Origin of the sequence: Shewanella jiangmenensis (assembly GCF_018596335.1) — a bacterium.
GTDB lineage: Bacteria > Pseudomonadota > Gammaproteobacteria > Enterobacterales > Shewanellaceae > Shewanella > Shewanella jiangmenensis.
The window spans coordinates 1,228,752-1,248,623 of the sequence record NZ_JAHEPS010000001.1; the positions used below are offsets into that span (position 1 = coordinate 1,228,752).

A 19,872-nucleotide genomic window follows, 5' to 3' on the forward strand; every position below is an offset into this window, starting at 1 on the left:
CGCTAAATTACCGGCGGAATAACAGTGCAAAACAAATGGCTATACTCATCAATGACAAGGAGAAAGCCATGACATCGAGCCTGCCTGTTTTCATCTGGATTGCCGAGCATTTTGCCTGGCTCGGCCTCACCCTGGTGCTGATGAGTATTCACGCCATCAAAAACCGCAAAAGCCGCCGCGAGCTGCTGGCATCGGTCGGCCTGACCTTTGGGGTGCTCATTCTGGCGCTGATGGTGCAATACGAAGGCGGCTGGCTCAAACTGCCCCTGCCCCAGCACTGGCTGGCTGAGCTGGTGACCCTGCTGATGGGCTTGGTACTTATCCGCATTTGGGGCCAGTTGCTGTTTGGATTGCTCCTGCCAACGCTGAAATTCAGGGTGCCGCAAATTGTGGCCGACATAGTGGTGGCCGTGGCCTATGTGTGCTGGGGCTTGTATCGCCTGTATGCCACCGGGCTGTCGCTTGGGGAAATAGTCACTACCTCGGCGGTCATTACCGCCATTATCGCGTTTTCAATGCAGGATACCCTCGGCAACCTGCTGGCCGGTATTTCCATTCAGCTGGATAACTCAATCGGCATTGACGACTGGCTGATGGTGGACACAGTGCAGGGGCGGGTGGTGCAAATCAACTGGCGCGCCACCACCATAGAAACCCGCAACTGGGAAACCGTGGTCATTCCCAATAGTTTGCTTCTAAAACAGCGCTTTACCGTGCTTGGGCGCCGTCAGGGGCAAAACCAGCAGTGGCGCCGTTGGATCTGGTTCGACTTAACCCTCGACACTCTGCCCACCCAGATTATTGCGCTGGTGGAGCAGGCGCTGCGGGAAACCCAGCTGCCCAACGTGGCAACCTATCCCAAACCCGACTGCCTGCTGATGAGCGTTGAAAAAGGCATCGCCCATTACGCGGTGCGCTATTGGCTGACTGATCTTGCCTGTGACGATCCGACCGACTCCGTCGTCCGCACCCTGATAGACGCGGCGCTCAGGCGTAACGATCGCCGCCTGACGCCGCCCGTGGTCAGTGTGCTGATGACTCAGGAGCAACAGCAGCAGCAAGCGCGCCACAAGCGCCACACCGCCGAGCGTATCTCGACCCTGAAAAAGCTATCGCTGTTTGCCATGCTGCAGGAAGATGAACTGATGACACTCGCCGATAGCCTGAGGTTCGCGCCTTTTGTGAATGGCGACCAGATCCTGCGCCAGGGTGAAGTAACCAAGTGGCTGTTTATTATCATTAAAGGTGAGGCAGAGCTGGTATTTGAGAAAAATGGCCGGCCGCTGACCCTCGGGGTACTCAAACAAGGTGATTTTTGCGGCGAGCTTAGCCTGCTCACCGGTGAGCCGAGCAGCTTCTCGGTTATCGCCAAGGGCACGGTCGAGAGTTATCGCATTAATCAGGAGATGTTCCAGTCGCTGTTTATGGCCCGCGAAGAGATGCTGCAGCCGCTGCATCAGGCGCTGAATGCCCGCCAGCAGGAGTTGGTGGATTTACTGGCCCGCGAGGCAAATCATCAGCCGCCAAAACAAAACAAAGACTTGCTGAATTTAATGATGAAGCTCTTTGGCCGCGAATAGTTTTGGTCAGCACGAACAGTTGAGCAAGGTACGAATAGTTAGACAGTGCGAACAGTTAACGAAGGTACGAATAAGCCCCGCTTAACCTTTTAAGCCATCTGGCGCCCGGATGCCGACCTTGGCATACTGGCGCCTCATCTTGTTATTTTCATCCTTAGCACTCATCAATTATGCAGCTGGATTTTTGTCAGTTTGACCGGGACGGCGAAGCCATTCGCGCCATCTTCAACCATGCCATCGCCCACACCACGGCGCTGTATGAATACCAGCCCCGGGACACGGCGCGAATTCAGGATTGGTTTGCCCAAAAGGCCGGCAAATACCCGGTGCTCGGCGCCTTTGATGAAAATGGCACGTTGATGGGCTTTGCCAGTTACGGCCCGTTTCGTGGCTTTCCGGCCAACCTGTATTCGGTGGAGCACTCGGTGTATGTGCATCCTGAACATCGCGGCAAAGGCATAGCCGACAGCCTGATGCGTGCACTTATCAAGGCCGCGACCGAACAGGGGCTGCATATGATGGTGGGCGCCATCGATGCCGACAACGGTGCCAGTATCGCGCTGCATCAAAAGCTTGGCTTTGAGCACAGCGGCACCTTAAAAGAAGTGGGCTTCAAGTTTGACCGCTGGCTCGATTTAGCCTTTTATCAGCTAAAGCTAGGCCGCAAATAACCGCAGCCCCGCCTACCTAAAACGCAAAAGAGAGCCGATTAGGCTCTCTTATATTGTTTTTGGCTTTTGGTTTTTGGCTTCAGAGTTGGCGGTCTTACGCCTCAAAACCCAAGCTTAAATGCGCTGCCATGTAATCGCCTTGGCGCTTAATCACGCAGCCGATAGGTAACTTCCACCCGGTCAGATAGGGTGATGTCACCTGACTGATAGCTTGCCCCTACCGCCGCATTGTCGGCCTCCATGGCGGCCGCCTTGTACATCACAGGCCGCACCGGACCCTGCTCGAAGTAGCGGATATTCCACACCTTATCGATATCGCTGCCAAAACCTTTGGCAAGCGATTCGGCCTTGCTGCGGGCATCGAGAATGGCAAGCTCGCGCACTTTGGCGCGGGCGGCGCTGTCATCGACAAGCTCAAAGCTGATGTCACCCACCCGGTTAATGCCTTCAGTCAATGCCGAGTCGAGAATATCGTTCACCCGCGCTAGGTCGCTGATGCGCACTGTCACCCGGCGATTGGCGCTGTAGCCCACCAGCTGCGGCTCGGCGTCTTTGTGGTATTTGTACTCAGGGTTGATGATAAGGTTGGCGCTCTCAATCTGCTCGCGCTTGACCCCGGCTTCTTCGAGGCGGCGGATAAATCCCGCAACCGCCTTGTCGGACGCACCTTTCACGTACTTGGGCGTATCGCCACGGGATTGCACCTCCACCGAGATCACTGCGGTGTCGGGGGTGACTTTAAGCTCGGCCACACCTGTGGTTTCAAGGGTCGGAAACTCCGCCGCCAGCGCTGCGGGGGCTACAGTGGCAAGCAAACTGGCAAGACAAACGGCGGTCAGTGATTTTTTCATGGAATTCTCCTTGGTTTTCAAATCGCTCTACCCGTATAAACGGCGGCTTTGGCAAAAGGGGTTAAACTTTTTCAAAAAAATTTCCCACGCCGACCTGCACAAAATTTCACCACACACCCTGTACCTTTGGTGCATCTGCGGTATAATCGCGCGCACTTTTTTTGCCGGTATACTCCCGCCCCGCTGCGGGCACAGGTTGCCGGCCCCGATTAGCTCAGCCATTTTCGGAACGCGAACCTTGAACAAGACAGTCGATACTTTTGATCCCAAGCAGACCACCACTCTCGATGCGCCGGCCAAGACCATTGCCGCCGACTCATCCGACAGCGCAGGCGAAGGCGGTAACCGCATTGGCTTTGTCAGCCTCGGCTGCCCGAAAAACCTGGTGGACTCCGAGCGCATCCTGACTCAGCTGCGTATCGACGGCTACGAGGTGACCAACAGCTACGACAACGCCGACTTGGTGATTGTAAACACCTGCGGCTTTATCGATGCCGCGGTGGAAGAATCACTGGACGCCATCCGTGAAGCGCTGGAAGAAAACGGCAAGGTGCTGGTAACCGGTTGTCTGGGCGCCAAAGAAGACCAAATCCGTCAGGTACACCCTGACGTGCTGGAAATCACCGGCCCCCACAGCTACGAGGCGGTGCTGAGTCACGTGCACAAGTACGTACCAAAACCCGAGCACAACCCCTTTACCTCGCTCATTCCGCAAACCGGCGTGAAGCTGACCCCCAAGCATTACGCGTACCTGAAGATTTCTGAAGGCTGCGACAACCGCTGCACCTTCTGTATCATCCCGGCGCTGCGTGGCGATCTGGACAGCCGCGGCGTAGGCAGCGTGCTCGATGAAGCCAAGCGTTTGGTCGAGAGCGGCGTGCAGGAAATTCTAGTGGTGAGCCAGGACACCTCCGCCTACGGCAAAGACAAGGGCGGCCGCACCGACTTCTGGAACGGTATGCCAGTAAAGCAAGACATCACCACCCTCGCCCGCCAGCTTGGCAAAATGGGCGCCTGGGTGCGTCTGCACTACGTTTACCCTTACCCTTGGGTTGACGAGCTGATCCCGTTGATGGCCGAAGGCCTGATCCTGCCGTACCTCGACCTGCCGCTGCAGCACGCCAGCCCACGCGTCCTGAAGATGATGAAGCGCCCCGGCCGCATCGACCGTCAGCTCGAAGCCATCAAGAGCTGGCGCGAGATCTGCCCGGATCTGGTGATTCGCTCTACCTTCATCGTCGGCTTCCCCGGCGAGACCGAAGAAGACTTCCAGCTGCTGCTGGACTTCCTGCGTGAAGCACGCCTCGATCGCGTTGGCTGCTTCAAGTACTCCGAAGTCGAAGGCGCCGTGGCCAACACCCTGGCCGAGCTTATCAGCGAAGAAGTCAAAGAAGACAGATACGAGCGCTTTATGGCGGTGCAGGCCGAGATCAGCGCCGAACGTTTGGCCCGTCTGGTTGGCCGCGAGCTGGATATCCTGATTGATGACGTGGACGAAGAAGGCGCCATAGGCCGCTCTTACGCCGATGCTCCGGAAATCGACGGCATGGTATTTATCAACGGCGAAACCGAACTGACCCCGGGCGACATGGTACGTGCCCGCATCGTGGCCTCAGACGAGCACGATCTCTGGGCGGAGCTTGTGGCTCTGGAAGACTGATCCTCAATGCCGACTGAGGTTATCGCATTAAGAAGCGGGCCCTGTGCCCGTTTTTTTATGGCCAAAAACTGAAGAAAAAGCAGGCGCATCAGCAAGGCAGCAAACACAAACCCCAGAAATCAAAAGGGGCATCGCCCTTGTGCTGATGCCCCTTGTGGTTGCGTTCCTTACGCTGGTAGGAACCTTTGCCTTTTTTGGATTTTTCCACCCGCTGGCGAAATAAATCCGATGTCACCAGCGCCTTGATGGCGTTATCGCGGATGTCGCCGCGGCCGTGTTCATGGCTTTTGCTCATGGATACTCCTGCAGATAAAAAGCTGCTTAAAAATCGTGCCGATAATACGGCAACAGCGGTTGACAGATCCAGATAAAAATTCACGTTCCAGCAACGCTTTGCTATTCCGCTTCGACAAAATTCTGTGTAACTTCATTGGGGTGAACCTCGTAACCATAACCAGAATAATATCCGGAGTTCAATTCGATGCGGCTGCTGTTTGCCCTGTTGTTCATCGTTGCCCTGCCCAGCTGGAGCTGTGTGCTGACCATGGGTTATCGCACCAGCGAACGCCTTCCCTATATTAATGCCGAGCCTAATAACACCGGGGTGTTTGTCGAGCTTTACCGCAGCGCCGCCAAACGGATTGGCTGCGAGCTTGAAGTCGTGCGGGCACCAAAAAACCGCATTATCCGCGACCTGATGCACGGCAATATCGACTTCTACCCAAGCCTTGGCTTTAACCGCGACCGGCTGCGCTTTACCCACTTCATTGCCAACGGCCTGCCCGAGCACTATATCGGCGTGAGTCGCGACAATATCCCTGAAATCCGCAGCACCGCCGAAGTGGCGAACCTTGGCATGCTGCTGTTGATGTCGCCGGGCGGCTATGATCTGGGCGGCTTGCCACCGGGCATAGAAAAGCGCCAGCCGATGGATTTGGATGTGCCCAAGGCATTGTCGATGCTTAAAGCCAGCAAGGGCGACTTTTTCATTTACGATGAATATACCTTGAGTTATTACATCGAACGCGACCAAATCAGCGGCCTTAAACTGCATCAGCACTGCTGCGAGGCCGAGCGGGAAATGTATCTGGGGTTTTCCCGTAAAAGCCCGCATTATCAGGATGAAACCAACCCGGATTTTCGAACCGACCTCCCGATAGGCCCAAGCAATCAACCCAAACGCAGCAGCGAGGGCAGCATAGCCCATCGCTTTGCCGCCGAGCTTGAAAAGATGCAGCAGGAAGGCACCACAGACGCCATGCTGCAACTCGCCATTTACCCCAAAGCACGCGAGCTTTTGGAGCGCAGTGAAGCCAGGGCGACCCTGCCAGCGCCAGAGCCGCAAACCGCAACGCCAGAAGCTGCAAAGCCAGAAACTGTTCCAGTACCGGAAACTCAAACAGAAAACGAAGCTGAAACTACGACTGAAGCTCGGGCTGAAATCGGGCCTGAAAAAGCACAGCCGGAAACCAATCAGACCGAGCTTCCTAAGCTTGATGCAGAATCTGCGGAAAAAGAAGCCGCCCCCAGACTCGACCGGCCTCGCCCGACTTAACTGGTCTTCCCTGAATAATCTGCCTCGCCGAGATCGATCGGATCCTGATCACAGATCCTGAACCACGGATCCTGAACCAGCGATCGGCCCTTGGTTAACTGGCTTGGAAACGCCGCAGCAACTTAAACCCAAGGCCTATTCGCGTCGGGATAAAGACACTATCAGCAACAAAAAAGCCCCGCACGCGGGGCTTTCCTATTCTGCTTGATTTCAGGCTTGCTATTCAGAAGCAAGCATCAAAACCGACCTCAGTTACCGGCCACCTTCATCTTGTCCAGCAGTATGCCGCCGGTGCGGATGGAGGAGCGCAGATCCCTATCCTGACTCACCGCCTGAATGCTGCGGTACATGTCTTTAAGGTTGCCGGCGATGGTGATTTCTTCCACCGGATAGAGAATTTCGCCGTTTTCCACGTAAAAACCGGCAGCGCCGCGGGAGTAGTCGCCGGTCACCATGTTCACGCCCTGACCCATTACCTCGGTAACTATCAGGCCAGTGCCCATCTGGCGCACCAGCGCATCGAAATCCATGCCGCTGTCGCTTAAGGTCCAGTTGTATATACCACCGGCGTGGCCTGTGTTGGTCATGCCAAGCTTGCGGGCGGAATAGGAGGTAAGCAGGTAAGTCGCGAGCACACCGCTTTGGATGATGTCGCGCTCAACCGTGGCCACCCCTTCGCTGTCGTAGGGGGCGCTGGCAAGGCCCGCGAGCAGATGCGGCTCTTCACGGATGCTGAGCCATTCAGGGAACACCTGAGTATCGAGTGCATCCAGCAGGAAGCTTGATTTACGGTACAGGCTGGAGCCGCTGATGGCGCTGATAAGATGCCCAATGAGCCCGGTGGCAACCTCATGGGCAAACAGCACCGGCATGGTACCTGTGGCAATTTTGCGGCCACCGAGGCGGCTTAAGGTCTTGGCGGCGGCCTTTTGCCCCACCAGCTCAGGGGCTAACAGCTCTCCGTAGCGGCGCGACATGGTGTAGTCGTAATCGCGCTGCATATTGCCATCGTCCTCTTCGCCAATCACCACGCAGCTTAAGGAGTAACGGGACGAGCAGTAGCCATTGAGAAAGCCGTGGCTGTTGCCGTATACCTTGATGCCGGTGTGGGCGTTGGCGCTGGCGCCATCGGAATTTTTGATGCGCGGATCGGCATCGAGCGCTGCTGCCTCGGCGCGAATGGCGAGCTCGGCCAGTTCATCCGGGGTCAGGGTCTCGGGATGGTACAAATCCAAATCGCGAATGTCTTTTGCCATCAGCGCGGCATCGGCCAGACCATTGTAAGGATCGGATGAGGTATAGCGGGCGATATCATCGGCGGCCTTTACCGCCTGACGAATGGCCTCGGGGCTTAAGTCAGAAGTGGACGAGCTGCCCTTGCAGCCATCGCGGTATACAGTGATCCCAAGGGCACCGTCCTTGTTGAACTCCACGGTTTCCACTTCCTTGAGGCGGGTGGACACCGACAATCCCTGTTGTTTGGAAATCGCCACCTCAGCGGCACTGGTGCCGAGGGTGTTTGCGTAATCCAAGGCCATGGCCACTGCGTCTTTCAGGGCCGCCATTTCCACTTCAATCTTGTTAGATGACACTGTATCGCTCGAGTTAAGGGCAGAATTGGTCTAAGCATAACAAAGGCCACCGGCAAATCACATCCACAAATCGGCGCTTACCCCCTTCCTTCGCAGGACTTATTCGCGCCGCCACCCGCTTAGTGGTAATATTGCCGGATTGCGTGAAATGAGGTTTTGAGTAAATGAACGTTGTTGGCGATCCAGAGAATTTCAAACAGCCCTATGATGATGACGAAAACTACGTCAGTAAGTCGTCCGTCAAGCGGGAATCCCATGCCGCCCAGGAGCTTGGCAAGCGTCTGCTTAGCCTGAGCAGCAGCCAGCTTGGCAAGTTGGAGCTGGACGAGATCCTGCTGGAAGCCCTGACGGCCGCCAAAAAGATCAAGGCCAACAGCGAAGCCCATCGCCGCCAGCTGCAGTACATCGGCAAACTGATGCGCAATATCGAGACCGAGCCGGTACTGGCTGCGCTGGATAAACTCGCCAATCGCAACAACTCTGAAGCTGCCCGCGTGCACGTGCTGGAAAAGACCCGCGACCGCCTGCTCAGTGAAGGCGACAGCGAAATTCAGCAGTTGGTCGAAGCCCATCCGGCGCTCGACCGCCAGAAGCTGCGCCAACTGGTGCGGGCCCTTGCCAAAGAAGTGGCCACCGAAGCCGCCAAGGAAGAATCAAACCCAGCCAAAGCGCTGGAATCCAAGCCCGGTAAAGAGCTGCTGAAATACCTGCGCGACGGAATGGCTAGCTAAATGGCGAGCTAAAATGACGGGCTAAAAAGACAAGCTAAGCTTGTCCGCCCAAGCAAAAGCCCCGCGACGCGGGGCTTTTTGTTATCTATCAAGGCTTAATCAGTAAAGCGCGAGAGCCGCCACTTAAGGCCGATATACGCAAGCACAAAGTAGAGCAGACTTAAGCCCCACAGCAGCAGCCACTCGGTGTGCACCGCTGAGAACCCCGCGCCGAGCTGATTGAGTTTGAGCATGCCAAAAATCGCCGGCACCGCCGGAATAACCTTGGACACCATCACCAAAGGCTCGGGGATAAGCGATAAAGGCCAGACAAAGCCGCTGACAAACAGCACCGGCATGGACGCGAGAAGCATCACCTGAGTCGGCATATCGCGGCGCACAAACAGGGTACTCACCGCAATGCCCGCAAACAGGGTCGAGAGTAAAAACGGCAAGGCAAACAGCGCCATGTCCATCAGCGACGACTGCACTGTTACCCCATACCAGTGATAACACCAGCCAAGGTAAAAACTGCCAAACATCAGATAAATCAGCGCAAATGCCAGCGCCCGGCCGCACAGCAGTTTAAGCGGCGACAGCTGCCGCCAGTAGTCGCTGCCGCCATCCGCACTCGCCCTGCCCCACTGACCAGCGCCGAGAATGCCGGTACCGATAAGCAGCGTCTGATGCAAAATCAGCAAAAACAGCCCCGGCACCACATAAGGAATGTAACCCAGGCTCGGGTTGTAGGCGGGCACGGCATTGAGATGCATAGGATTCAATTTAAGCGCCGCGCCGCTGAAGGACTCGCCGCGACTCAAAAGCCCCAATAGCTGCACCGATTTGGCGGCATCCATCCCCGCCGACACCAGGCCTTCTACCAGCGCCGAGTACACCAAAAAGTAACTGGCATCGCCGCCATAGCTTAGGGTCGCGCCCTTACCCAGCAGCAGGTCACGCTTGAATCCACTGGGGATCACCAAGAGGCCGTGAAACTTACCGCTGGCAATCATGGCCTTGGCCTCGCCCACACTACCCGCCGCCGCAGCCACCTGAATTTTCGGGCTGGCATCGGCGTGGCGAATAAGGGTGCGACTTAAACTGGTGTTATCCAAATCCACCACCACCAGCGCCTGCTCGGTCGGCACCTGATGCAGGTAAGGCAAGGGATAGAGCACGGCGTAAAACAGCACCCCACCAAACAGGGTCACCGCAATCGCCTTGTCGCTGACGATGGCCTTAAGCTCGCGAAGGATGAGTCGAAGCAGGCTCATAGGGCATGCTCCGTGTTGCCGGTTTGTGCCAAATCCTGTGCCCGCAGCCCCTTGGCTGCCAGCAAATAAATTGGCACCAGCAGCAGTAAAAAGGGCGCGAAAGAGAGGAGTTTAACGAGCAGCTCAGCGCCGCTGACGCCGTAGCTCACCAGCGCAATGTGCGAATCGATATAATGGCTCGATGGCATCAAAAGCCGCCAATACTGCGCCGCCTCCGGCATATCGTGCACCGGAAAGGTCACGCCCATAAAGGCAAACGCGGGAGCAAACAGCGCGGTGCAAAAGCTCACCACCCGCGCGGCTTCCTGCATAAGAAGGAAGATAAAGGCCACCATCAAAAAAACCGCCAGCAGCATGGCGACCATGGCAGGCACCAGCCACAGCACCGAGCCTGCCAGCGGCAGCGCCAGAAACCCAAACAGCAGCGCGTGGATAAACAGCCCCTGCGCCAATAACAGCGGCAGATAAAACACAAACTTGGCGGCGAACCGCTTCAGCAATGGCGTGGCAGTTGGCTCTGCCAGCTCCCGATTAAGGGCATTGGCAAACACCAGCATGGCAACAAGCTGCCACAGGGCAATCAGCACAGGCGGCACCAAAAAGCCCACGTAGTTGTTGTTGCGGTTAAACAGCGCCGTGGTCTGGGTTCGGATGGGCGCCATATTCACTTTTGCCTGATGGGGGCTCGCGCCCGAGGCAAGCTGTTTGGTGTAGGCCAAAGGCTTCATGGCGTCGGCGATGGCAAGTTGCAGATTGGCGGCAAGCAGCTTACCCACCAGCAAAAACTGGCCGTTGTAACGCACATCGACCGTCGGCTCGGCGCCTGTCATTAGCTCGCGGCTGAAACCGGCGGGCACCACCACCAGCGCATACACCTCGGCGCGGTTCATGGCTGCGACCGCATCATTAACATTGCCAAAAGAGCTCGGGCTCGCCACCGGGCTTGCCGCCACATGGCGACCAAGCTCACGGCTGATGCTGCTGTTATCCAAATCCACCCAGGCCACCGGCAGTTGGCGTGGCAGAGCGGCGCTGAACAGCCACCAGAGCGCCAACATAGAGACCAGCGGCAGCCAGCTTGCCAGCGCCAGCTGCCACGGGCTTTGCCAGAGCGCGCCGAGCTCGCGGCGCAGCAAGGCCTGCATGCTTACTCCCAAATCGCCGACATGCCGGCGCGCAGGCCGTCGATGGGCTTAAGCGGCACCAGCTCCACCTCAAAGGTGCGCAGGTCGAAGTCGTGGCCGCTCTCGGTGGAGCGCCAGGTGGCAAAGTCGCCCATCACCGCGATATGATTGACTTTAAACTCGGCGCGCAGATCCAGCGCCGGAATATACAGCGTCTTCTGCTCGCCCAGTTTCACGTCTTTGAGCATGTCTTCGCGCAGTTGAAACACGGCCCAGGCATCGCTCATGTCCACCAGACTCACCACCGGAAAGCCTGACGGCGCCAGCTCGCCGGACTGCAGCAGCACCTCAGACACCTCGCCGCCACGGGGGGCGCGCATCTGGCTGTCGGCCAGAATGGCGCTGACTTCTTTTACCGCGCCCTCGGCCATACGGGCGTTACCGGCGGCGGCCGCCTTGGTTTCTTCCCGCGCGCCTTCTTCGGTCATCTGATACACCGCCAGCGCCGCCTGCTCTGTGTACTTGGCCGCCTGCCATTGAGTGTAGGCCTCATCGCGTTTCTGCCGTGGCACCACCCCTTCTTTAAAGAGGTTATCGACCCGCTCGAAGGTGGTCTTGGCCAGCTCCAATCCTGCTTTGGCCTTGAGCCACTGCTCCTTTTGGGCAGCGATTTGCTGCTTGCGGGCACCGCTGTCGGCCTCAAGCTGCATGGCACGGGCGGCATCGCGGCCACCTTCGGCCTGCATCAGCTTGGCGTTAAGTTCTGGGCTGTCAATCACATACAGAAGATCGCCCGCCGCCACCTTGTCGCCGCGGCGCACCATCACCTCTTCGATACGGCCGGGCACCTTGGATGAAACATGGTATTCCCGCGCCTCAATCTGCCCCTGCAGCGGCGCACTCTTGGGCGTATGGGCCAGCATAAGCCCCCACACCAGCGCCGCCGCTAGCGCCAGCAACGCGACGACGGCAAGCAAACGATTGGCCTTCATTGTTGTTCTCCCACAGCCGACGCGAGACGGGTCTGGCCGACAAATTCATCCAATTGACCAGAGATGGCCATGAGGCGTGCATAGGCCTGCACATAGCGAAACTTGGCACCCAGCTGCTGGGTATCGACGGCTGTGAGCTTAAGCTCGGCGTCCACCCGCTCGATGGAGGTGGACATGCCCTGATTGAAGGCAAGTTCCCGTAATCTGAGGTTTTCCAGCGCCAGCTCGCGGGAGCTTGCCAGTGCGCGGTATTCTTCTTCGGCCTGCTGCAACTGACGGAAACTCTGCTCCAGCAGCAAACTTAAGTCTTCGCGGGTTTGCGCCTTGGTGTGGCGGGCCTGCAACAGCGCACTCTTGGCGGCCTGCACCTTGCCACTGCGGCCATCGCGGGCGAGCAGCGGCATCTTAAAGCCCACGCCCACCATCCAGTCCGGCTCCATTTTGGCAAACAGGCTGTCGTCCTCGTAGAGGGTGTAATTGCCGTAGAGGAACACCAGCGGCTTGTAGGCGCCGCGCTCGACCTCAATCAAACCGTTGGCCTGAATTTCTTTGGCATCCAGCAACTTAAGCGCCGGATGCTCCTTTTGGGTGCGCTCGGCCAGCATCGGCAGCGACGGCTCGCGCGGGGCGACAAACAGCGGCGATGACGGCGCGTCGGCCGACTTCAACAGGCTTCGCAGCGCAAGCTCGGTGATTTCATACTGACGACGACTGCTGGACGCCTGCACCCTGGCGTTATCCAGCGCCACCTCGGCGTTGAGACGCTCGACCTTGGCAATCTGGCCCTGAGCCTCGAGTTTTTTGGCGTGTTCGACGTGTTTTTCGAGCGATGCGACCAGCTTATCCTGGGTGCGGGCAAGCTCGGCGGCCACCATCACCCCGTAGTATCTGTCCACCAGCGTGGTAAACAGCTCGCGGCGGGTCAGCTCCCGCTGCTGCTCTTCTTCGGCAAGCTGGGCTTCGTGAATACCCTGCGCGGCACTGATGCGCCCGCCGGTGTAAATCGGCCACATGGCCGACAGGCTCGAGCGAAAGATATCCTGCTCGGTAAAGGGAGTTACAAACAGCTCACCCGGAATACTGCCAAGAGCGGCGCCAAGCGCCGGCGGCAGGGTTTTGGGGTCCAGCGATGCCAGCGGATTGAGATCGCGAAGATCCATCTCCAGCGGCTTTTCAAGGCGGGTGTAACTGCCATTAAGTGACAGCTCCGGCAGATTCATGTCTTCCCCGGCATCGCGCTCGGCGCGGGCCCTGTCAACCTTGGCACTGGAGGCCGCAAGCTTATCGCTTACCTGTTGCAACTGCTGCCAGGCCGCATCAAAACTCTGGGCATAGGCGAAAGACGGCGCCGCCGCAGCGAACACAAGAGATAAAGCCGCAAGCTGGGCTCGCTTAAAGACACGGCCAGCGCCATAAGTCGGCACAGGGCGACGGGACAAACACCCCATTTTCGCCAGGCGCAGCAGTGTGATGATAGGTTTCATTGACACCTCTAGAGCATTAACTCTATTTCCAGTGGCGGATGATAGCATTCCATTCTATGACTCACCAATATGCCTTGATGGGCCGTGACGCACCTTACACCAGGCGGCAAACCACCCAGGTTAACCCGGCGTAGCGCTACGGCGCGGTCAGGCGCTCAGCAGAGCCATTCTTTTGGCAAGACAGCCAAAGGGCTTTTGCACATAGACTTGGTAAGTCCTCGGATCCTAATCTTTTTTGGCGAATTTTTAAACCTTGGAAGTCAGCATAACCAGAGGCCGCAGGGAGGTGCTCCCTTTAAGCTCCATGATGGGCCATCACATTCGGTCACCCGCGAAAGGAGAGTAACTAAGTAACTAAGTAACTAAGTAACTAAGTAACTAAGTAACTAAGTAACTAAGTCATTAAACAGTGGCGAACCCCAAAGGCTTCGAGATCCAGCGCCAGCAAATAAAATGCGGCGCCGCCAAGCATAAATAAGGTCAACCAAGTAAAGCGAACGGATTGTTCCAGCATATTTAGCAGCAAGATTCCGGCAGCGCCGCAGAGCATGCCGGCCAAAAACAACCGGCGCCGAGATCGCCATAATGAAATGCAAGCTGGATGTTACCTACACCACCGGTTTTTAAATCCGCGGCACAACCAGTTTGATAGGCAAAAAACGCCGAGCCTGCCAGAAAAGCAACACAGGCCAGTCCGAGCAGCAGCGGCATCCAAGCCCAGGCACGCACCATCACCATGTTAAATTCAGACCTCTTTTCGTTATTGTTCCTGCGCCACGGCTTGCGCCAAGGGCTCCAGTGCAGAGATGTTGCTGTGGGGCAAAACGGTCAGTTGTCCTTCATGCATCATAAACAGGTAAGACGCGGTGCGGGTGATAAACTGCGCCCGTGGCAGATATAGCGTCTTTTGCTGCTCCGATTGATACAGGGGATAAGACAGCTGCACCCGGTACCACTGACCAAGGCCGGCGTGCACTTTTTCGGTGGTGGTTTTGGCCGACATCAGCGCTGCCATCACCAGATAGGTCAGCAGCACCGGGATTACCCAGGCCCACACCGGCAACTTTTGCGGCCGGGCCGACTTGCCGCGGCGCTCATTTATCCAGAGCGCCAGCATGGACACCAGAACAAAGCCACAGCAAAACAGCACTAACCACATGATAATTTGCGGATAATGCAAGGTGGCGAGCAGCACGTCTGACAGTTCGAGGTAAGGCAGCACATTAAAGTCAAACTGCCACAAGAGCCAGGCGTTGTAGAGCAGCCCCATCAGCCCGGCGCTGAGGTAGGTTAAGCTCAGCATCAGTGCCGGTGAGCGGCGAAACAAGCCTAAAAGCCGCATAAAGCTTTGGATCAGCGGATCTTGCCGCCAGCTACGTGCCTGCTCGCCGGCCGATGCGGCGACTTCCTTTTCCATGGTACCTGATTTTGTCATCCTGCCCGCTCCGGCTTCCGGTCCTGAACTCTTTGTACTCTTTATGCTCTGAGAGCTCTGCAGCGCCAAGTTGCTGCAAAGCAAACGCTTTTGCCTGAAAAATCGGCGAAACGCTATCACAGCACAGCAGCAAGCTTTGTTCAACACCGGAGCGTTGTAGCGTTGTCGCGCTATAGCCTCTGCGCCCGCTACATCTATCCAATCCATGCCCGAGCGGGCAAAACTGCGTAAGGCCTTATTACACCGCCGCGCCGTGAAAGCCGAGTGGCAGTTGCTGCTTGAGGGTCGCGCGGGCAATGGGGCCGTCGCTCAACCGCTCGGCCACAAATACATTCACATGGGTTTTGCCGGCAAGATAGTCCAGACTGGTGTTAATCAGGTAGCCGCCATGTGCTGCTGAAGGCAGATACAGCGGCTCTTCGGCCACCACGCCATCGCCAAAGCGGTAATGTTGCAGCTTATCAGGCACGCCGTTGGCGGTTTGGCTGACCGATGTCAGGCCATTGAAAATATTACCTTCCTGCTTACTCACCCCATAGTGAGTGACGCCGGGCGCGGCGCTTTCGCGCTTATCAAACTGGATAAACTCGAAGGCCACGCCACTGTGCTCCAGTTTGGCACTGAAGGTATTCAGGTTAATCCTTAAGGTACAAAGTTCGGCCTTGTCGGTTTTAAGAAGATGCGCCGGATCCGCCACCTGCTGCATGGCGGTTAGCATCACATCGGCATTGGGATACCAGCACAGGCTCACGCAAAGCTCCCGGCCTCCGCCCGTTTCAGCAAGCTCAAAGCCATTGCCGAAGTGGAACACAAAGCCCGGCTCGAAGGGGATTTCATGGCTTATCGTCAGGCTGTTTTTATCCACCAGCAGCAGCCGGCCGCCCTCGCCCGCCTGCCACTTGAGGGATTCAAGGTACAGGCCGCCCCGCTCCAGTTTGATAGGCGGCAGGTAGAACATCAGGTAGTTGTCGGTGACCACAAAGTCGTGCACGTAGCCGGGCTCAACCGGAATCGTCTTGTACTTTAACAGCTTACCTCTGCTATCGAGCTGATAAAGCATCATCCCCGGGTAGCCAAGCAGGTTTAAGTCGCCAAAGTTCCAGATAAAGCCCTGACGGTCTTTGTGGGGGTGGGCGGAAAAGGGCACGCCGGTCAGTGGCTCGGCAAAACTTACTGCCCCTTTGGTTTCAAGGCTTTGGCTATCCAGACTATAGGGCGCGCCCGCCTCCCACAGCGCGAGGATTTCATCCCCCAGCGGCAGCAGCGCCGTGTTGGCGGTGTTGATGGTTTCGTTGGAGCGAATCGCTTTGGCATCGGCAACATGGCTGCCGGCGCCGTTATACAAAAAGTGCCCGGCGCGACTTTCCTGCTCAAACTTGGCGGTACGGACAAAGCGGCCCTGATGGGACAGCCTGTCGCCAAAGGTGAATTGGTTGATAAAGCCATCACCATCAAACCAATGCTGGTAGCGCTCGCCGGCGCGGCACTGCAGGCCTGGGCCATTGCGATAAAAGCGCGTGCCGTAAAGCTCGGCAGGCAACTTGCCCTCCCAGGCGACCGAATAGGGCGCGATATCGTCACTGAGCCCCTGCCAGCCTTTGAGCACAGGCTGTTTTTTCAGTTCATTATCAAAGAGCTCAGCATAGGATTTCCCCTGCAGCGCCCACAGGCTGCGGCTTTGCAGCATCAGCGCCGTGGCGGTAAATGCCGCAAGACCTTTAAGCAGAAATTCGCGCCTTTGCATGACTGTTACTCCAGGCTGATTTGAATGCGGCTGTCGTCGCTGCCAACGGCAAAGGCGATGTCTTTAAACTCCGGCGCGCCCATCAGGTTTGGGTTGGTGCTGAATCCATAGGGCTCGCTGGGAATGCCGACAAAGTTGCGCCCAAGCTTGTTATCGCCATTGAGATCCTGAAACACCATCACCCCATACTCTCCTGCGGGCACGTCGTTTAAGGTCAGCGAATGCTCACTTTTGTTTACCTTGATAATCTGGCGGTTAAAGGCATTACTGCCAGACGCCATTGACTCGGCCGAGTCATACACAGCCACCAACAGCTGCCCCTTAAGCTCCTTGATGCCGGTCATGTCGATGGTGAGATTGGCCGCCGCCGCGCCAAAGCTGCCCAAGCCAAGGCTGATGACAAAGAGTGCCGATAGGTTTTTGATGTTCATGATGCAGTTCCTCTTGCGTTGCTGATCTGGTCTATTGATTTAATGTGTTGAGTTAGCGTGTAGATATAGCCTGCTGATGTGCCTGCGAAAATCACCAAAGCCCTGCCCTGGTGCAGCATTTCAGTGAAGCCAGTGTAAAAACCACCGCCCATTGCCACAGGTGCCAAAAGTCATGATTTGCGTTGCCGCGTTGCTTTTATTAAGTGACTGCTTAAGATGAAGGCTTCGTTTTCAGCCAGGGACATGGCAATGACAAGCGTTGGCGAACGCGCCTCCCGCCTCAGTGCGGACGGCTTTAACCCAAGCCTGTGCGCCTCGGGCGTACTCGGGGCTGTGATTACCTTTTTACTGCTGGATTTTGACGGCCAAAAAGCCGTGCTGGCACTGCTTATTCTCTTGTTTCTGATTGGCTTTTTACTGGTAAATCTCGCCCATAGCCTCAAGCTTGGCGAGCGAACACGTTTTATTGCGCTGGGCTGTCAGCTCGTAAGTTTTGGCGCCATCAATCTGCTTTGCGCCGATATGCTGAGCAGCATTCTGCTGGTTATTATCGCCGGTCAACTGCCCTTTTTACGGCCTATGCGCCAAAGCCTGCTCCTTCTTATTGCCGCAAATCTCTTTGTCTATCTGGTACAAACCCTGTATTGGCAGCATGACTGGCGCAATCTGATTGTGGCGGGCCTTTTGTATCTCGCGTTTGAGCTGTTTTCCCTGAGCGTGAGCCGCAACGTGGTCAGTGAGCGGGAGGCGCGCGCCGCACTTGAGCTTAAAAATGCAGAGCTTGCCTCCACTCAGGCGCTGCTTGAACAATCCGTGCGCCAGTCAGAGCGGCTTAAATTAAGCCGCGATCTGCACGACATCTGCGGCCATCAGCTCACCGCGCTGACCCTAAATCTCGACTATCTGTCCCATCAGGCAAACGAGCCGTTGAAGCAGGGTCTTATCGATACCCGCCTCATTGCCAAAGAGTTATTGGGGGAAATACGTAAAGTGGTGCGGGCCGAGCGGCGCGACACCCAGCTTAATCTGGTGGCTGTACTCGATGAGATGCTAAGCCGCCTTGGTGGCCGCAGCATCCGCTTTGACCATGCCCTCGATGGCGCCGACATCCCCGCCACTGTGGCAGAAGCGGCGCTGCGGATCTGTCAGGAAGCACTCACCAATGCGATCAAATACGGCAGCGGCGACGTGGTGATGAAGCTCTTTATCGACCAAGGCCAGCTGCAAATCCGCATCGACAATCCGGTCGATAAGCCAGTCAATAAAAAGTGGCGCTCAAAACGGCGCAGCCACGGCGACTCAGGCGTTGGCTTGCATTCGATGGCCGAGCGCGCCAACGCCCTCGGCGGCACCCTTCATAGCGGGCTGCGTAGCGAATTGGATAGCGAACAGCAAAGCGAGCCGCAGCAAGGCTTCTGGCAGGTCAGCGCCAGCCTGCCGCTTTACTTAACGTCCGCACCAGGCACAGCTCAGGCTTGAAAAAGATAATAAAACCAATTGCATCAAGACATATTCAGCACAAAAGTAAGAAAGGAAACATCATGATCCGAGTCGCCATCGTAGACGATCAAGCCCTGGTCAGGCAGGGCATCGCCAGCCTGCTGTCACTCACCTCGGGCTTTACGCTGGCATGGCAGGAGAGCGACGGCCACGGCGCGCTGAATAAACTTAAGCAGCAACCGGTGGACGTGCTGCTGCTGGATGTGCGTATGCCCAACATGGACGGCATCGAACTCCTGACCCGGCTTCGGCAGCACGACAGCCACACCAGGGTGGTGATGCTCACCACCTTCGATGAACCTGAGCTTTTCATCGAGGCCATGCAGCGTGGAGCCAACGGCTTTTTACTCAAAGACATCGACAGCGACAAGCTCGCCTCGGCTCTGAGTCAGGTGCATGAAGGCCAGACCCTCGCCGAGCCCGTATTGCTCGGCCAGCTCACCAAGGCCCAGCTCGCCACCTTTGCCGACCCGAATATCGAACCTTTGAACGAGCGCGAACTGTCGATAGTCAAACTCATGGCCGCCGGTTACACCAATAAAGAAATCGCCTCAGCCGTGTTTCTCGCCGAAGGCACGGTAAAAAACCATGTGTCGGTGATTCTCGCCAAACTCAACACCAAAGACCGCACCCGCGCCGTACTCAAAGCCCTGAGCGCCGGGCTTTTGGGTGACTAGATGACAAACATAAGTCGCAAAAGTGAGTCGCAAAAGTAAATCACGACTAACGCAGCAGTCCTGAGCTCAGCTGAGCCTTATTGGCAACCAGCGCGCTGAGTCTTCCTTAATTGGCCTTCGTGACTGCCAATACCCGCTCGCCCTTTGCCGCTGTCCGCTTTACGCACGCCAAACGTAATACTGTAGATAACGCCCGCATGGTACAAATCAGCTGAGCCGCCAGCCTGCCGGGTGATTGAAACCAACCATCGCATTGAGTAATCTTGGCGACCGCAAGCCAGGGACGGCTCATTCAGGCAACTTTGCCTCACGCCTTCCTCGCCGACAGGGTCTTACAGAATGTGTCTTTACGAAGGCTTCTGCACCCAACCCCGTCAACAGACGCAGGAATAACCTGGGTGACACCCCTCTTTCATCACCCGCAGCATGGAGGCATCAATGGATGCGCTGTTAAGCAAATTTCTCAATAAACGTAGCCGTAGCCGCAAAGACATGCGCAGCTATGCCAACTCCGTATTCACTCGTTGCCAGTTAGAGCGGACCGAGTACATCGATACCGGGATAGCTGAAGCTTTTGAACGTATAAAGAAAT

At 56.7% G+C, this 19,872-nt stretch carries 18 protein-coding genes; 7 read left to right on the forward strand and 11 right to left on the reverse strand.

Annotated features, from left to right (window positions below):
• Nucleotides 1-68 precede the first annotated feature (68 nt).
• Both KJI95_RS05485 and KJI95_RS05490 read left to right on the forward strand, forming a co-directional pair.
• Nucleotides 69-1,580: a mechanosensitive ion channel family protein gene (locus KJI95_RS05485; protein WP_214506120.1), complete on the forward strand. Its 1,512-nt coding sequence runs from the start codon at nucleotides 69-71 to the stop codon at nucleotides 1,578-1,580.
• 170 nt (nucleotides 1,581-1,750) lie between these two features.
• A complete protein-coding gene (locus KJI95_RS05490; protein ID WP_214506121.1) occupies nucleotides 1,751-2,251 on the forward strand; it encodes a GNAT family N-acetyltransferase in 501 nt (166 codons plus the stop codon).
• A gap of 146 nt (nucleotides 2,252-2,397) precedes the next feature.
• On the opposite strand, the gene KJI95_RS05495 is transcribed toward KJI95_RS05490, so the two are convergent.
• Nucleotides 2,398-3,102 (reverse strand): SIMPL domain-containing protein, encoded by a 705-nt coding sequence (locus KJI95_RS05495; RefSeq protein ID WP_214506122.1) that lies wholly within the window; start codon nucleotides 3,100-3,102, stop codon nucleotides 2,398-2,400.
• A gap of 238 nt (nucleotides 3,103-3,340) precedes the next feature.
• Between KJI95_RS05495 and rimO the strand changes: the two genes are divergently transcribed.
• Nucleotides 3,341-4,762, forward strand: coding sequence for a 30S ribosomal protein S12 methylthiotransferase RimO (rimO, locus tag KJI95_RS05500; protein ID WP_214506123.1), 1,422 nt, complete (start codon nucleotides 3,341-3,343; stop codon nucleotides 4,760-4,762).
• A gap of 88 nt (nucleotides 4,763-4,850) precedes the next feature.
• Here rimO and KJI95_RS05505 read toward each other — a convergent pair whose 3' ends face one another.
• Nucleotides 4,851-5,057, reverse strand: a complete 207-nt coding sequence (locus tag KJI95_RS05505) for a ribosome alternative rescue factor ArfA (protein WP_214506124.1) — start codon at nucleotides 5,055-5,057, stop codon at nucleotides 4,851-4,853.
• A gap of 186 nt (nucleotides 5,058-5,243) precedes the next feature.
• On the opposite strand from KJI95_RS05505, the gene KJI95_RS05510 reads away from it, so the two are divergent.
• Nucleotides 5,244-6,317 (forward strand): type 2 periplasmic-binding domain-containing protein, encoded by a 1,074-nt coding sequence (locus KJI95_RS05510; RefSeq protein ID WP_214506125.1) that lies wholly within the window; start codon nucleotides 5,244-5,246, stop codon nucleotides 6,315-6,317.
• Between the two features lie 248 nt (nucleotides 6,318-6,565).
• On the opposite strand, the gene pmbA is transcribed toward KJI95_RS05510, so the two are convergent.
• Nucleotides 6,566-7,909, reverse strand: coding sequence for a metalloprotease PmbA (gene pmbA, locus KJI95_RS05515; RefSeq protein ID WP_214506126.1), 1,344 nt, complete (start codon nucleotides 7,907-7,909; stop codon nucleotides 6,566-6,568).
• Between the two features lie 164 nt (nucleotides 7,910-8,073).
• Between pmbA and yjgA the strand changes: the two genes are divergently transcribed.
• On the forward strand, nucleotides 8,074-8,640 hold the full coding sequence (yjgA, locus tag KJI95_RS05520; protein ID WP_214506127.1) for a ribosome biogenesis factor YjgA: 567 nt from the start codon (nucleotides 8,074-8,076) through the stop codon (nucleotides 8,638-8,640).
• Nucleotides 8,641-8,735: 95 nt separating this feature from the next.
• On the opposite strand, the gene KJI95_RS05525 is transcribed toward yjgA, so the two are convergent.
• The 8 genes from KJI95_RS05525 to KJI95_RS05560 all read right to left on the reverse strand — a co-directional run bounded on the left by KJI95_RS05525 (nucleotide 8,736) and on the right by KJI95_RS05560 (nucleotide 17,103).
• Nucleotides 8,736-9,893 carry an ABC transporter permease gene (locus KJI95_RS05525; protein ID WP_214506128.1) on the reverse strand — a complete coding sequence of 386 codons (1,158 nt, stop codon included), beginning with the start codon at nucleotides 9,891-9,893 and terminating at the stop codon, nucleotides 8,736-8,738.
• Nucleotides 9,890-11,038: an ABC transporter permease gene (locus tag KJI95_RS05530; protein ID WP_214506129.1), complete on the reverse strand. Its 1,149-nt coding sequence runs from the start codon at nucleotides 11,036-11,038 to the stop codon at nucleotides 9,890-9,892. The genes KJI95_RS05525 and KJI95_RS05530 overlap by 4 nt, the downstream gene beginning before the upstream one ends.
• 2 nt (nucleotides 11,039-11,040) lie before the next feature.
• Nucleotides 11,041-12,009, reverse strand: a complete 969-nt coding sequence (locus KJI95_RS05535; RefSeq protein WP_214506130.1) for an HlyD family secretion protein — start codon at nucleotides 12,007-12,009, stop codon at nucleotides 11,041-11,043.
• Nucleotides 12,006-13,541, reverse strand: a complete 1,536-nt coding sequence (locus KJI95_RS05540) for a TolC family protein (RefSeq protein WP_432653777.1) — start codon at nucleotides 13,539-13,541, stop codon at nucleotides 12,006-12,008. The genes KJI95_RS05535 and KJI95_RS05540 overlap by 4 nt, the downstream gene beginning before the upstream one ends.
• A 468-nt stretch (nucleotides 13,542-14,009) precedes the next feature.
• Nucleotides 14,010-14,231: a hypothetical protein gene (locus KJI95_RS05545; protein WP_214506132.1), complete on the reverse strand. Its 222-nt coding sequence runs from the start codon at nucleotides 14,229-14,231 to the stop codon at nucleotides 14,010-14,012.
• A gap of 22 nt (nucleotides 14,232-14,253) precedes the next feature.
• Nucleotides 14,254-14,928 carry a hypothetical protein gene (locus tag KJI95_RS05550; RefSeq protein ID WP_214506133.1) on the reverse strand — a complete coding sequence of 225 codons (675 nt, stop codon included), beginning with the start codon at nucleotides 14,926-14,928 and terminating at the stop codon, nucleotides 14,254-14,256.
• 238 nt (nucleotides 14,929-15,166) lie between these two features.
• Nucleotides 15,167-16,672, reverse strand: coding sequence for a carotenoid oxygenase family protein (locus KJI95_RS05555; RefSeq protein ID WP_214506134.1), 1,506 nt, complete (start codon nucleotides 16,670-16,672; stop codon nucleotides 15,167-15,169).
• 5 nt (nucleotides 16,673-16,677) lie between these two features.
• The gene (locus KJI95_RS05560) at nucleotides 16,678-17,103 is read right to left on the reverse strand and encodes a DUF2141 domain-containing protein (RefSeq protein WP_214506135.1); all 426 of its coding nucleotides are present in this window, start codon (nucleotides 17,101-17,103) and stop codon (nucleotides 16,678-16,680) included.
• 249 nt (nucleotides 17,104-17,352) lie between these two features.
• Between KJI95_RS05560 and KJI95_RS05565 the strand changes: the two genes are divergently transcribed.
• Both KJI95_RS05565 and KJI95_RS05570 read left to right on the forward strand, forming a co-directional pair.
• Nucleotides 17,353-18,582, forward strand: coding sequence for a sensor histidine kinase (locus tag KJI95_RS05565; RefSeq protein ID WP_214506136.1), 1,230 nt, complete (start codon nucleotides 17,353-17,355; stop codon nucleotides 18,580-18,582).
• 62 nt (nucleotides 18,583-18,644) lie between these two features.
• Nucleotides 18,645-19,280, forward strand: a complete 636-nt coding sequence (locus KJI95_RS05570; RefSeq protein WP_214506137.1) for a response regulator — start codon at nucleotides 18,645-18,647, stop codon at nucleotides 19,278-19,280.
• The last annotated feature ends 592 nt before the right edge of the window (nucleotides 19,281-19,872 follow it).